Origin of the sequence: Streptomyces sp. SCSIO 30461, from assembly GCF_037023745.1 — a bacterium.
Classification (GTDB): domain Bacteria; phylum Actinomycetota; class Actinomycetes; order Streptomycetales; family Streptomycetaceae; genus Streptomyces.
In genome coordinates this window covers 5,165,840-5,178,064 of sequence record NZ_CP146101.1, presented here as the reverse complement: position 1 = coordinate 5,178,064, position 12,225 = coordinate 5,165,840, and the positions used below count along the sequence as shown (strand labels likewise).

General features: G+C 70.7%; 15 protein-coding genes. 10 read left to right on the top strand and 5 right to left on the bottom strand.

The window, feature by feature from the left end; translation table 11 throughout:
• The first annotated feature begins 32 nt into the window (after positions 1-32).
• On the top strand, positions 33-1,301 hold the full coding sequence (locus V1460_RS23155) for a family 10 glycosylhydrolase (RefSeq protein WP_338675533.1): 1,269 nt from the start codon (positions 33-35) through the stop codon (positions 1,299-1,301).
• An 8-nt stretch (positions 1,302-1,309) separates the two neighbouring features.
• Here the strand turns inward: V1460_RS23155 and V1460_RS23150 are convergent, their stop codons facing one another.
• Positions 1,310-1,504, bottom strand: a complete 195-nt coding sequence (locus V1460_RS23150; RefSeq protein ID WP_338675532.1) for a DUF1918 domain-containing protein — start codon at positions 1,502-1,504, stop codon at positions 1,310-1,312.
• A 232-nt stretch (positions 1,505-1,736) separates the two neighbouring features.
• Between V1460_RS23150 and V1460_RS23145 the strand changes: the two genes are divergently transcribed.
• Positions 1,737-2,312 carry a histidine phosphatase family protein gene (locus V1460_RS23145; RefSeq protein WP_338675531.1) on the top strand — a complete coding sequence of 192 codons (576 nt, stop codon included), beginning with the start codon at positions 1,737-1,739 and terminating at the stop codon, positions 2,310-2,312.
• Here V1460_RS23145 and V1460_RS23140 read toward each other — a convergent pair.
• Positions 2,289-3,302, bottom strand: a complete 1,014-nt coding sequence (locus V1460_RS23140; protein ID WP_338675530.1) for a pyridoxal-phosphate dependent enzyme — start codon at positions 3,300-3,302, stop codon at positions 2,289-2,291. The genes V1460_RS23145 and V1460_RS23140 overlap by 24 nt on opposite strands.
• Positions 3,303-3,456: 154 nt before the next feature.
• Between V1460_RS23140 and V1460_RS23135 the strand changes: the two genes are divergently transcribed.
• Positions 3,457-3,954, top strand: a complete 498-nt coding sequence (locus tag V1460_RS23135; RefSeq protein ID WP_338675529.1) for a DUF2975 domain-containing protein — start codon at positions 3,457-3,459, stop codon at positions 3,952-3,954.
• Positions 3,954-4,220: a helix-turn-helix transcriptional regulator gene (locus tag V1460_RS23130; protein ID WP_338675528.1), complete on the top strand. Its 267-nt coding sequence runs from the start codon at positions 3,954-3,956 to the stop codon at positions 4,218-4,220. The genes V1460_RS23135 and V1460_RS23130 overlap by 1 nt, the downstream gene beginning before the upstream one ends.
• 128 nt (positions 4,221-4,348) lie before the next feature.
• On the opposite strand, the gene V1460_RS23125 is transcribed toward V1460_RS23130, so the two are convergent.
• Together V1460_RS23125 and V1460_RS23120 are read right to left on the bottom strand one after the other, a co-directional pair.
• Positions 4,349-4,822, bottom strand: a complete 474-nt coding sequence (locus tag V1460_RS23125; protein ID WP_338678165.1) for a carboxymuconolactone decarboxylase family protein — start codon at positions 4,820-4,822, stop codon at positions 4,349-4,351.
• Between the two features lie 551 nt (positions 4,823-5,373).
• A complete protein-coding gene (locus tag V1460_RS23120) occupies positions 5,374-5,898 on the bottom strand; it encodes an ATP-binding protein (protein ID WP_338675527.1) in 525 nt (174 codons plus the stop codon).
• Between the two features lie 274 nt (positions 5,899-6,172).
• On the opposite strand from V1460_RS23120, the gene argC reads away from it, so the two are divergent.
• The 6 genes from argC (at position 6,173) to V1460_RS23090 (ending at position 11,358) form a co-directional block, all read left to right on the top strand.
• The gene (gene argC, locus V1460_RS23115; protein WP_338675526.1) at positions 6,173-7,198 is read left to right on the top strand and encodes an N-acetyl-gamma-glutamyl-phosphate reductase; all 1,026 of its coding nucleotides are present in this window, start codon (positions 6,173-6,175) and stop codon (positions 7,196-7,198) included.
• Positions 7,195-8,349, top strand: coding sequence for a bifunctional glutamate N-acetyltransferase/amino-acid acetyltransferase ArgJ (gene argJ / locus V1460_RS23110; RefSeq protein ID WP_338675525.1), 1,155 nt, complete (start codon positions 7,195-7,197; stop codon positions 8,347-8,349). Before argC ends, argJ begins: the two co-directional genes overlap by 4 nt.
• A gap of 20 nt (positions 8,350-8,369) precedes the next feature.
• Complete coding sequence (argB, locus tag V1460_RS23105) at positions 8,370-9,299, top strand: acetylglutamate kinase (protein ID WP_338675524.1); 930 nt, start codon at positions 8,370-8,372, stop codon at positions 9,297-9,299.
• The gene (locus tag V1460_RS23100; protein ID WP_338675523.1) at positions 9,296-10,522 is read left to right on the top strand and encodes an acetylornithine transaminase; all 1,227 of its coding nucleotides are present in this window, start codon (positions 9,296-9,298) and stop codon (positions 10,520-10,522) included. Before argB ends, V1460_RS23100 begins: the two co-directional genes overlap by 4 nt.
• Positions 10,523-10,529: 7 nt before the next feature.
• Entirely contained in the window at positions 10,530-11,093 is a 564-nt protein-coding gene (locus V1460_RS23095; RefSeq protein WP_338675522.1) for an arginine repressor, read from the top strand.
• Positions 11,094-11,160: 67 nt separating this feature from the next.
• Positions 11,161-11,358, top strand: coding sequence for a hypothetical protein (locus V1460_RS23090; RefSeq protein WP_338675521.1), 198 nt, complete (start codon positions 11,161-11,163; stop codon positions 11,356-11,358).
• A gap of 87 nt (positions 11,359-11,445) precedes the next feature.
• Here the strand turns inward: V1460_RS23090 and V1460_RS23085 are convergent, their stop codons facing one another.
• On the bottom strand, positions 11,446-12,204 hold the full coding sequence (locus tag V1460_RS23085; protein WP_338678164.1) for an FAD:protein FMN transferase: 759 nt from the start codon (positions 12,202-12,204) through the stop codon (positions 11,446-11,448).
• Positions 12,205-12,225 lie beyond the last annotated feature (21 nt).

Sequence of the window (12,225 nt, the reverse complement as noted above, 5' to 3'; positions counted from 1 at the left end):
TACTCGGCACAGAGAGGTGCATAGAGGCGCTTATGGGACAGATCACCAGAAGAGGATTCGTCGCGGCGGCCGGTGCGGTGACCGCGCTGTCCGTGGCCGGAGAGGCCCCCGTCGGGGCTGCTCCGTCCGTCCCCGTCGACGTGGCGGCGCCGGCCCGCCAAGGGGCCGCCGCCACTCGGGAGTTCCGCGGGATGTGGCTTGCCACCGTAGCGTGCCGAGACTGGCCGTCCGCCCCAGGGCTCAGCGCCGCCAGGCAGCGTGCCGAGCTGCTGCGCTATCTGGACGCGGCGGTCGCCCGGAAGCTGAACGCCGTGGTCTTCCAGGTCCGGCCCGCCGCCGACGCGCTGTGGCCCTCGCGGTACGAGCCCTGGTCGCAGTGGCTCACCGGGGTCCAGGGGCGGGACCCGGGCTGGGACCCGCTGGGCACCGCGGTCAAGGAGGCCCATGCTCGGGGCCTTGAGTTGCACGCCTGGTTCAACCCGTACCGGGTGGCCAACCACGGCGATCCGTCGAAGCTGACCCCCAGCCATCCCGCGCGACGCAACCCCGGCTGGGTGGTCGCCTACGGCGGCAAGCTGTACTACAATCCCGGCCTCCCCCAGGTCAGGAAGTTCGTCCAGGACGCGATGCTCGACGCCGTGGCGCGTTATCCCGTCGACGCCGTCCACTGGGACGACTATTTCTATCCGTACCCCGTGGCGGGGCAGCAGTTCGCCGACGCTGCGGCCTACCGGCGCTACGGGGCCGGCTTCGCCAGTCGCGCCGCTTGGCGGCGCGACAACATCAACCGCCTGGTACGGGAGACGGCCGCAAGGATCAAGGCGGTGCGGCCGGGAGTGCGCTTCGGTATCAGCCCCTTCGGGGTCTGGCGCAACGCCGCTACCGACCCGCTCGGCTCGAACACCTCGGCGGGTGTGCAGACCTTCGACGACCTGTACGCGGACACCCGTACCTGGGTGCGTCAGGGGTGGATCGACTACATCGTGCCGCAGCTCTACTGGCACATCGGCATGGCCGCCGCGGACTACGCGCGACTCGTGCCGTGGTGGGACGCCCTGGTCAAGGGCACCGGTGTGGATCTCTACATCGGCGAGGCGCTCTACAAGGCGGGCGATCCGGCGCAGCCGGCGGCCTGGGGTGACCGGCGGGAGCTGTCACGCCACCTCACGCTCGCCGACCGGTACGCGAATGTGCGCGGCCACTGCTTCTTCTCGGCGAAGGAAGTGGTGACGGACCGGATCGGTGCGATGGCCACCGTGGTGGCGGATCACTATCCGACCCGGGTCCGGTCACCGCGATGAGCTGCTGATCAGCCCTTCTCGTGGTGGCGTACGACGGTGTCGGGGCCGGGGGACATCAGGCACTCATGGCCGTCGTCCTCGAAGCGGACGCGGTACGGGGGAGTGCCGCGATCGCCCAGGACCTCCATGACTTCGGCGAGCCGGTCGTGCTGGCCGACGACCCGGCCGTGCACGAGCAGCTTGTCGCCCACACTCGCTTCCATCGGGCGTGACCTCCTTGATGGGCGTCGCGATCCGTATCTCGAGTTTACGTCCGGGAGCGTGACGCGCATCACGCCGGAGCGGCGGTGCCGCCGGACGCCGCCGCTCACCGGAGCCGATGCGGGGGAGTTGCGCGTGCGTGACCGGTGAGGGCGCGGCAAGGTCCCCGGTGAACTTCACTAACGGTCAGTTACCTCTCTTGACCTGGGACGCTCGCGGCCTCACGATCCCGCCATGAGTGTTCGGGTCACCCTCGTCACAGCCGCGCGCAGCTGCTCGCGGCTGGCCGAGCGGTTCGACGACGACCGGCCGCTGGACGAGTCCGGCTGGTACGAGGTCCGGCTCGCCGCGCGGCACCTCGAGCCGCTCGGTGCCGCCGAGCTGCGGTACTGCTCGCCGACGGCCCGGAGCAGGGGGACGGCCGACGCGCTCGGCTACGCCACCCTCGCGCAGCCCGCGTTGAGCGACTGCGACATGGGGCGCTGGCGCGGCTACACGTTGACCGAGGTGGCGGCACGGGAGCCCGACGCCGTCGACGTCTGGCTCGCCGATCCGCGTGCCGCCCCGCACGGGGGAGAACCGCTGCTCGGCTTCATCGGCCGGGTAGGGGGCTGGCTGGACAGCCGGCCCGTGGACGACGGCGGCTCGGTGCTGGCCGTCGCCGAACCAGCCGTCGTACGGGCCGCTCTGGTCTACGCGCTGAAGGCCCCGCCGTCGATGTACTGGAACGTCGATGTGCGCCCACTGTCCACCGTCGTCCTGACCGGCAGGTCGGGCCGTTGGAACCTACGCCTGGAGACTGGCGGCTGAGCAGGACCGGGGTGCCCGCTCTCCGGCGATCATCACCACGCTGCCGGGCGCGCCGGACTCCCTCATGCGGGTCAGCAGATGTCGCACGGCCCAGCCCACCGCTCCCGTGGTGAGGCCGAGGCCGCCCTCGCTGCCGTACGCCGCTCCAGTCCGCAGCCACCGCAGACCGTCCTCCGCGGCCTCCTCGCCGACCGGGATCACCAGGTCCAACAGCTCGGGACGGAATGCCGGCTCGGTGCGGGGCCTGCCGAGCCCGGGGATGGCGGAAGGCAGCCCGGTCGTGTAGTCGGCGCATCCGCTTGCCCAGGCTGGGAAGTACGCCGAGTGCTCCGCGTCAACCCCCGCCACCCTCGGCCGGCTGCCGTTCCCTTCGAGGGCGCTGGCGTAGCGTCCGAGCGTCGCCGTGGTCGTGCCCGTGCCCAGGCCCGCGACCAGCCACGCCGGGTCGGCCGCACCCATGTCGGCCAGCTGGCCGAACAGCTCACGGGCCAGGTCCGGCACGGGGCAGCGGGCGATCGCGCGCTCCGAGTCCGAGAAGTGGTCGAGGAAGTGCCCGCCGAGGCGTGCCGCCAGCCCATGTGCTTCCTCCTGGAGGTCGGCGGGCACCGTGGCGATGCGCCAGCGACCGCCATGGCGCTCCACCGACTCACGTACGGCCGGGGGCGTCTTGGCGGGCACCAGGGCGACGAACGGCACGCCGACCCGGCGTGCGCAGTACGCGCCCGCGACCGCGGCGGGCCCGCCCGTCCCCATCACCACGGTCATGCCTTCCCGTACGGAGCCCTCCAGGACCGCCTCGCAGAGCAGCGCGCGCACCAACCGGTGCTTGAGGGTGCCCGACGGGTGGGCGGACTCGTCCTTGACGTAGAGCTCACCGAACTCTCCGGGCGGCTCGGCCGTTCCGTTTGCCCGGAGCAGCGGCGTGGGGCGCGCGTCCGCGCACAGCTCACGTACCGCCTCCGCCGCCCATCCGCTCTCCGCTCGCGCCATGCGCTCATGATCCCCGCTTGCATCCGCAGCCGCCGGTCGGCTGGTCCACACGGCTCTCGACTGTCGTCTTCGCCCCTTCGCCCCGCCCCCTTGTTCAACCTATCGACTATCGATAGTTTCTCATTGTTATTCGATTGACGGTGAGGGAGAGGCCATGGGGAATCCGACCGTGCTCGCGCTGCGCCTCGTGTTGCCGGCGCTGCTCGCCGGCTCGCTGCTCGTGCAGACCGTGATGGCGCCGATGCCGGCCTCAGGCAGGGAGGGGCTCGACCCGGATGTCGCGTATCTGCGCACACCCGCGCTCACGATCACGGTCCTGGGCCTGATGCCGGCTCAGGTGGTCCTGGTCTGCGTGTGGCGCCTGGTGACGATGGTGCGGCGCGGAACGGTGTTCTCCGGTGGCGCCTTCCGCTACGTGGACGTGATGATCGGCGCGATCACCGCCGCCGCACTCCTGGCCTTCGCGCTCGGGGTCGTGCTGGCCCCCGGTGAGGCGGTCCCGTCCGGCGTCGTCCTGCTCATGTGCGGGGCAGGGCTGGCGGTCCTCGGGGTCGCGCTCATCGTGCTCGTCCTGCAGACGCTGCTCGCCCAGGCCGTCGCGCGCGACGTCGATGCGGCACGGATGCGCACCGAGCCGGACGGGGTGATCTGATGCCGATCGCAGTCGACATCGACGTGATGCTGGCCAGGCGGAAGATGTCCGTGGGTGAGCTCGCGCAACGCGTCGGCATCACCCCCGCGAATCTGGCCGTACTCAAGAACGGGCGGGCCAAGGCCGTCCGCTTCGCGACCCTTGCCGCGCTCTGTGAGGCGCTGGAGTGCCAGCCCGGGGATCTGCTGCGCTGGGAGGCGGACGGCGCCGCAGGTGCCGCGGACGCGGCGGGCGCAGGGGAGCCCGAGGGTGCCCGGACCGGCTGACAGGGCTTGCGGGCAAGGTGTCCGCACCCACCGCTCCCGCGCGGACCCTCCCCGCTCCGGATCCTGTCGCGGACGCGGCGCTCTGCCCGGCGGTGACCCCGGGCAGAGCGCCGAGTCCCTTCGTCAGCTCACCCGAACTGGCCGGGCTGGTAGTCGCCCGCCGGCATGGTGAGCATGACATTCGCACGGTTGAAGGCGTTGATGACGGCGATCACGCCCACCAGTGCGCCGAGCTGCTCGTCGTCGTAGTGCTTGGCGGCATTGGCCCAGACCTCGTCCGGGACGCCTCCGGCCGCGTCGGCGATGCGGGTGGCCTCCTCGGTGAGCTCCAGTGCCGCCCGCTCCGCCTCGGTGAACACCGTGGCCTCCCGCCAGGCGGCGACCAGGTTGAGACGCTCCGCGGACTCTCCGGCGTGCACCGCGTCCTTGAAGTGCATGTCGGTGCAGAAGCCGCAGCCGTTGATCTGGCTGGCGCGGAGCTTCACCAACTCCTGCGTCGGGGTGGGCAGGGACGACTCACCGAGCGCCCGGCCCGCGGCGACGATGTGCTTCATGGCCTTGCTCAGGACCGGGTTGGTGAAGGGGTCCAGGCGTGCTTCCATCATCGTGCTCCTTATGCGGTGTCCGGCGCTTACACATCACTGACGGATCGTCCCGGCGGGTTGTGACACGGCTTCCTGTGATGCGCGTCACGCGGGCCGGGTGTCTCGCGTCGCCGATGGAAGGCCGGGCCGGGCGTCGTCGGGAGCTTGTCCGGACCGATGGCGACCTTGTGTGAGAAGCCGAAGGCGATGCGGCGTGGACTGCTTGGTGACGGCCCGGTCGATGGTGCGTCACGCCGGTTCGACGGGGAGCCGCAGCTCACACGTCGCGGTGCTGAAGTCGTCCGCGCGCTCGAGGACCGCGACGACAGTGGGGCTCGGTCGCAGCTGCCAGGGATTGGCGGGGAACCACTCGGTCGCGGTCGCCGCCCAGGTTGTCTGCAGAGCCCGGGGGCGCGGTCCGCTGGTACGGAAGCCGCCCACATTCCGGCTGGTACCTCGATGGCGTCGAGACCGTCCGGCGCAGGTGTGTCCCGACTGAGGACGACGCCGTGCAGGTGTTCGCCACCGTCCTCGCCGAGCCGGTGTCCATCCCGTGGGTGGGGCGGACCTCAGCTCCTGACGGCCGCCGCGATCTGCCGGGCGGCCTGAGCGGGCGTGATGTGCGTGGTGTCGATGACCTCGGCCTCGTCGTGCAACCATGTGCGGGCCGCCTCGGCGTAGGGCTCAAGGTGTTCGAGGCGGAACGGGGAGTCGGGGCCGATGACGGTGTCGCCCGCGATGCGCCCGCGGAGGGTGTCCTGGTCGGCATGCAGGACGAAGTGTCGAACCGGAATCGCATGCCGGGCGAGACCCGTGCTGATCTCGCGCCAGTACTCCTCGACCAAGACGGTCATTGGCATGACCAGAGTGCCACCGGTGTAGTCGAGCACGCGGCGAGCGGTCTCGACCACGAGCGGCCGCCACGGCGGCCAGTGCTGGAAGTTTCCCGTCCAGGGCAACCCCGGCGTGATGTCCATGAGCGTCTCGCCGACCTTCTCGGCATCGAACACTCGTGAATCCGGGATCAGCTGCTGTACAAGTCCACTGGTCGTCGTCTTGCCTGCGCCGTGGGTGCCGTTGAGCCATACGATCATGTGATCCAACGCTAGCGCGTGCGGGTTGCTGGAACGGGTGCGGTGGAAACCGGAGCGGCTTCGGTGATTCCCGGCGTCAGCGATCAAGGCCAAGTGTCACCGTCCCGCAGAGCCGCACATGCAGCGTCACCGAAATCAAGATCCGTTGAGGGGTGAGCTCGTCCGTCGGTCGAAAGGATCGGTCGCATCCGTACCCCCGCCGTCGCAACCGTTCGCCGTTGCATAGATCTGCATTGTTGCGTATAGTCATGCCATCGAGTGCGAGGAGCCGAAGGTGGTACGTACAGCAGTCGCGGGAGCGAGCGGATACGCGGGCGGAGAGCTGCTCCGGCTGCTGCTCACCCATCCCGCTGTCGAGATCGGCGCGCTCACCGGTCACTCCAACGCAGGGCAGAAGCTGGGCACCGTGCAGCCGCATCTGCTGCCGCTGGCCGATCGCGTCCTCGAACCCACCACGGCCGAGGTCCTCGCCGGACATGATGTCGTCTTTCTGGCACTGCCGCATGGCCAGTCCGCAGCCGTTGCCGAACAGCTGGGCGACGATGTGCTCGTCATCGACATGGGCGCCGACTTCCGGCTCAGGGAGGCGGCGGAATGGGAGCGATTCTACGGCTCGCCCCATGCCGGGACCTGGCCGTACGGCCTCCCCGAACTGCCGGGTGCCCGCGCCGCGCTGGAGGGGGCCAAGCGCATCGCGGTGCCCGGCTGCTACCCGACGGCCGTCTCGCTCGCCCTCTTCCCCGCGTATGCGGCCGGACTGGCCGAGCCCGAGGCCGTGATCACCGCGGCGAGCGGCACCTCGGGCGCCGGGAAGGCGCTCAAGCCGCACCTGCTGGGCTCCGAGGTGATGGGCTCGATGAGCCCGTACGGGGTCGGCGGGGGGCACCGCCACACACCCGAGATGATCCAGAACCTCAGCGCGGCCGCCGGTGAAACGGTCACCGTGTCGTTCACCCCGACGCTCGCGCCCATGCCCCGCGGCATCCTGGCCACATGCAGTGCCAAGGCCAGGCCGGGCACCACGGCTGAGGCGCTGCGCGCCGTCTACGAGAAGGCTTTCGCGGAAGAGCCGTTCGTCCGGCTTCTCCCGGAGGGGCAGTGGCCCGCCACGGCGTCCGTCCACGGTTCCAACGCTGTTCAGATCCAGGTCGCCCACGACCCCGCGGCCGGGCGCATCATCGCGATCAGCGCCATCGACAACCTCACCAAGGGCACGGCGGGCGGCGCCGTCCAGAGCATGAACATCGCCCTTGGACTCGACCAGAGCACAGGCCTTTCCACGATCGGAGTCGCGCCATGACGGTGACGGCAGCAAAGGGATTCACCGCCGCGGGCATCGCCGCCGGAATCAAGGAGAACGGCAACCCCGACCTCGCCCTCGTGGTCAACAACGGACCGCGCCGCGCCGCCGCCGGAGTCTTCACCTCCAACCGGGTCAAGGCCGCTCCCGTGCTGTGGTCCGAGCAGGTACTCAAGGGCGGCGAGGTCTCCGCCGTAGTGCTCAACTCGGGCGGCGCCAACGCCTGCACGGGCCCCAAGGGCTTCCAGGACACCCACGCCACCGCCGAGAAGGCCGCCGACGTACTCGAAGGCCACAGCGCAGGCGAGGTCGCCGTCGCCTCCACCGGGCTGATCGGTGTCCTGCTGCCGATGGACAAGCTGCTCCCCGGCATCGAGAAGGCTGCGGCCGAGCTGAGCCCGCACGGCGGCGAGAAGGCCGCCATCGCCATCAAGACCACCGACACCGTGCACAAGACCGCGGTGTACGAGGGCGACGGCTGGACCGTCGGGGGCATGGCCAAGGGCGCCGGAATGCTCGCGCCCGGCCTTGCCACGATGCTCGTCGTCCTCACCACGGACGCCGACCTCGGCAGCGAGGTACTGGACCGCGCACTGCGCGACGCCACCCGCGTCACCTTCGACCGGGTCGACTCCGACGGCTGTATGTCCACCAACGACACCGTGCTGCTGCTGGCTTCCGGCGCTTCCGGTGCCGCCCCCGGGTACGAGGACTTCGCCGCCGGCGTCCGTACCGTCTGCGACGACCTCGCCCGCCGGCTCATCGGTGACGCCGAGGGCGCGTCCAAGGACATCCGCATCGAGGTGGTCAACGCCGCGAGTGAGGACGACGCCGTCGAGGTGGGGCGCTCGATCGCCCGCAACAACCTCCTCAAGTGCGCCATCCACGGTGAGGACCCCAACTGGGGCCGGGTGCTGTCCGCGATCGGCACCACCAGGGCCGCGTTCGAACCCGACCGGCTGAATGTCGCCATCAACGGTGTCTGGGTGTGCAAGGGCGGCTCCGTCGGAGAGGACCGCGAGCTGGTCGACATGCGCTACCGCGAGGTGCGGATCACCGCGGACCTGGCGGCCGGCAGTGAGTCGGCCGTCATCTGGGCCAACGACCTCACCGCCGACTACGTACACGAGAACAGCGCCTACTCATCCTGAGGACCAGGGACAAGGGACCGATGAGCACTCGCAAGCACACCGCACTTCCCAAGGCGCAGACCTTGATCGAGGCGCTGCCCTGGCTCACCCGGCACCACGGCAGGACCGTCGTCATCAAGTTCGGCGGGAACGCCATGGTCGACGACGACCTCAAGGCGGCTTTCGCCCAGGACGTCGTCTTCCTGCGGCACGCCGGGATCAAGCCCGTCGTGGTGCACGGCGGCGGGCCGCAGATCAGTGCCCAGCTCGACCGGCACGGCCTGGTCAGCGAGTTCAAGGCCGGGCTGCGGGTCACCACGTCCGAGGCGATGGACGTCGTACGTATGGTGCTCGCCGGCCAGGTCCAGCGCGAGTTGGTCGGGCTGCTCAACCAGCACGGTCCGCTCGCCGTCGGCCTCACCGGCGAGGACGCCCACACCATCACCGCCACCAAGCACCTCCCGACCATCGACGGTGAGCTCGTTGACATCGGCCGGGTCGGCGAGATCACCGCGATCGACACCGGGGCGATCGAGGCGCTGCTGGAGGACGGCCGTATCCCGGTGATCTCCTCCATCGCCCGGTCCGCCGACGACGCCCATGTCTACAACGTCAACGCGGACACCGCCGCGGCGGCCCTTGCCGCCGCGCTCGGAGCGGAGACCCTGATGGTGCTCACCGATGTCGAGGGGCTCTACGAGGACTGGCCCGACAGCGACGAGGTGATCAGCCGCCTCACCGCGAGCGAGCTGGAGAAGCTGCTGCCCGAGCTGTCCAGCGGCATGGTGCCGAAGATGCAGGGCTGCCTGCATGCCGTACGGAACGGTGTCACCACCGCCCGGGTCATCGACGGCCGGGTACCGCACTCCATCCTGCTGGAGATCTTCACGGACGAGGGCATCGGCACGATGGTCGTGCCCGACGGAACCGGACGCGACGCACCCGACCCGTCCGGGGGGACAGCCGCATGACCGACGCCGATCTCCAGCCCCAGCGGGCAGAGCAAGCCCCGCACGGTCTGACGCAGCGCTGGCGGGGCGCCATGATGGACAACTACGGCACTCCGCAGCTCGCTCTGGTGCGCGGCGAGGGCGCGAAGGTCTGGGACGCCGACGGCACCGAGTACCTCGACTTCGTCGGTGGTATCGCGGTGAACGTGCTGGGACACGCCCACCCCGCCATCGTCGCGGCCGTCTCGCACCAGATCGCCTCGCTCGGCCATGTCTCCAACCTCTACGCGGCCGAACCGCCCATCGCCCTCGCCGAACGGCTGCTCCGGCTCTTCGGCCGTCCCGGACGCGTCCTGTTCTGCAACTCGGGGGCCGAGGCCAACGAGGGCGCGTTCAAAATCGGCAGGCTCACCGGACGCATCCATATGGTCGCCACCGAGGGCGGCTTCCACGGCCGCACCATGGGCGCCCTCGCGCTCACCGGGCAGCCGGGCAAGCAGCAGCCGTTCCTCCCGCTGCCCGGCGATGTGACCCACGTGCCCTACGGCGACACCGAAGCGCTGCGCGCGGCGGTCACCACCGACACCGCTCTGGTGATCATCGAGCCGCTCCAGGGCGAGAACGGCGTCGTCGTCCCGCCCGGCGACTACCTCAAGGACGCCCGCGAGATCACCCGGGCCACCGGCACACTGCTGGTCCTGGACGAAGTGCAGACCGGTATCGGGCGCACCGGCCACTGGTTCGCCCACCAGGCACACGGCATCGAGCCGGACATCGTCACCCTCGCCAAGGGCCTGGGCGGCGGGCTGCCGCTCGGCGCCGTCGTCGCCTTCGGTGAGGCCGCCGACCTGTTCAAGCCCGGTCAGCACGGCACCACCTTCGGCGGCAATCCGGTCGCCTGCGCCGCCGGGCTCGCCGTGCTCAGCACCCTGGACGGCACGCTTGACGAGGTCAAGCGGACCGGGGAGCGCCTCAGGAACGGAATCGAGTCGCTGGGCCACCCTGCGGTCTCCCGCGTCCGCGGTGCCGGACTGCTGCTGGGTATCGTGCTCAACGAGCCGCTCGCGACCCAGGTGCAGCGAGCGGCTCAGGACGCCGGCCTGCTGGTCAACGCGCCCGCCCCCGACGTCGTCAGGATCATGCCGCCGCTGATCATCGGTGACACGGAGGTGGACGCCTTCCTCCAAGCGCTCCCCGGCATCCTCGACACAGTACGGCACGGGGACGGACGATCCGGGGAATGAGACGACGATGACCGAGGCGCAGCACACCGAGAACTGGGAGTCCCCCCAGGCGGAGCCCGGGAGCGGGCCGTCCGTGCCGCAGACCCGCACGGCCCGCCACCGCCGGATCGTGGACATCCTCAACCGGCAGCCGGTGCGCTCGCAGAGCCAGTTGGCGAAGGTCCTCGCCGACGACGGACTCAGCGTCACCCAGGCCACCCTCTCCAGGGACCTGGACGAACTCGGCGCGGTGAAGATCCGCAACACCGGGGGCGAGCTGATCTACGCGGTGCCCAGCGAGGGCGGATTCCGCACCCCGCAGGCACCGCTCGGCGAGTCCGCCAAGGAGGAGCGGATGCGCCGTCTCTCCGGGGAACTGCTGATCTCGGCGGAGGCGTCGGCGAACCTGGTGGTGCTGCGTACCCCGCCGGGCGCGGCCCAGTTCCTGGCATCGGCCATCGACCAGGCCGAACTGCACGCCATTCTGGGCACGATCGCAGGCGACGACACCCTGCTGCTCATCTCCCGAGATCCGGCCGGCGGACAGGCACTCGCCGAGCATCTGTTGAGGCTGGCGCAGAAGGAGCGCTGAGCCGGTTCGTTCGGTCATCGGCGATCGCGTCGATCACCTCGCGAAGTCCGCCCCCGTCGCGCTGCGCTTGAGCGACGGACACCGACTCGACCCGCAGCCGCTCGGTGACGCACTCGCCCGCATCGGCTCTCTCATCGGGGACCACAGCACCGACCTCTGGGCCGACCCCGCCTCGCAGCGGTGTCGCGTTCGACTCGGCCATCGGCATCAGCCGGTCGGCCTCACCCACCACCTGGGCGTGGCCGACCCGGGCCGCCATGGGTGACTGGACGGCGCCTCGGCAGCCACGTCCCGCCGCCGATGGGGAGGACACGAGCGCACAGCAGCCGCGCCGGAGCCGGTTCGGCAGTGGTCAGGCGGCCTTGCCGTCCGGGCGGAGCGGAGCGGTCGCCAGATGGCGGGTGAATCCGCTGGTCTGCCAGATGGTGCCGTCGGCGGTGACGGCGAAACCCTCGGTGTCCGGGAGTCCCTCCAGCCAGTCGCGAGCGCGGTCGCCCATGGCGTACGCGGCCGTCGCCCGGGCGTCGGCCTGGGTGAGCCCGGGGCACACCACGGTCAGGGAGGCCAGAGCCGACTCGGGGCGTTTGCCGGTGTGCGGGTCCACGATATGGCAGCCGCGTTCGGCCGGGCCCGAGGTGGCCACGGCGAGGGTGCGGTGGGCCTCGACCACCGCGACCAGGCCACCGGGGCCCAGCGGATCGGAGATCCCGACCCGCCAGGGACCGCCATGGAGTTGGACGTCGCCGCCACCGTTCAGGCAGACGGCCGCGGCCCCGGCCGACACGAGCATCCGCACGGCGCGCTCCACCGCCCAGCCCTTGACGAGGCCGGTCGGATCGAGCCCCTCGCCGCCGTAGCGCGCGGTGAAGTAGCCTTCGCTGAGCAACTCCTCGGCGACGCAGTGCCGCAGTACCTCGGCGACCTCCTCGGCACAGTCCTCCAGCGCGAGCTCACCCCGGGCGAGCCTGCTGACCTGGCTCCCCGCGCGGTAGGTCGAGAAGACCTCGTCCACCAGGTGCAGGCCCTCCACCGCCGCGGCCAGTCCGGCCCGTACCCGCTCCTCGTCAGCCGCGCCGAAGGTGCGCACATCGAATGAGAACACCGTGCCCATCGCGTGCTCGACATGCCGCAG

What these genes read in the sequence shown, in the direction of transcription:
- V1460_RS23120 (WP_338675527.1), bottom strand. Translation starts at nt 5,898, where the DNA reads ATGATCGTATGGCTCAACGGCACCCACGGCGCAGGCAAGACGACGACC.
- V1460_RS23135 (WP_338675529.1), top strand. Translation starts at nt 3,457, where the DNA reads ATGGGGAATCCGACCGTGCTCGCGCTGCGCCTCGTGTTGCCGGCGCTG.
- argJ (WP_338675525.1), top strand. Translation starts at nt 7,195, where the DNA reads ATGACGGTGACGGCAGCAAAGGGATTCACCGCCGCGGGCATCGCCGCC.
- V1460_RS23125 (WP_338678165.1), bottom strand. Translation starts at nt 4,822, where the DNA reads ATGGAAGCACGCCTGGACCCCTTCACCAACCCGGTCCTGAGCAAGGCC.
- V1460_RS23155 (WP_338675533.1), top strand. Translation starts at nt 33, where the DNA reads ATGGGACAGATCACCAGAAGAGGATTCGTCGCGGCGGCCGGTGCGGTG.
- V1460_RS23130 (WP_338675528.1), top strand. Translation starts at nt 3,954, where the DNA reads ATGCCGATCGCAGTCGACATCGACGTGATGCTGGCCAGGCGGAAGATG.
- V1460_RS23085 (WP_338678164.1), bottom strand. Translation starts at nt 12,204, where the DNA reads ATGGGCACGGTGTTCTCATTCGATGTGCGCACCTTCGGCGCGGCTGAC.
- V1460_RS23100 (WP_338675523.1), top strand. Translation starts at nt 9,296, where the DNA reads ATGACCGACGCCGATCTCCAGCCCCAGCGGGCAGAGCAAGCCCCGCAC.
- V1460_RS23095 (WP_338675522.1), top strand. Translation starts at nt 10,530, where the DNA reads ATGACCGAGGCGCAGCACACCGAGAACTGGGAGTCCCCCCAGGCGGAG.
- V1460_RS23140 (WP_338675530.1), bottom strand. Translation starts at nt 3,302, where the DNA reads ATGGCGCGAGCGGAGAGCGGATGGGCGGCGGAGGCGGTACGTGAGCTG.
- V1460_RS23145 (WP_338675531.1), top strand. Translation starts at nt 1,737, where the DNA reads ATGAGTGTTCGGGTCACCCTCGTCACAGCCGCGCGCAGCTGCTCGCGG.
- V1460_RS23150 (WP_338675532.1), bottom strand. Translation starts at nt 1,504, where the DNA reads ATGGAAGCGAGTGTGGGCGACAAGCTGCTCGTGCACGGCCGGGTCGTC.
- argB (WP_338675524.1), top strand. Translation starts at nt 8,370, where the DNA reads ATGAGCACTCGCAAGCACACCGCACTTCCCAAGGCGCAGACCTTGATC.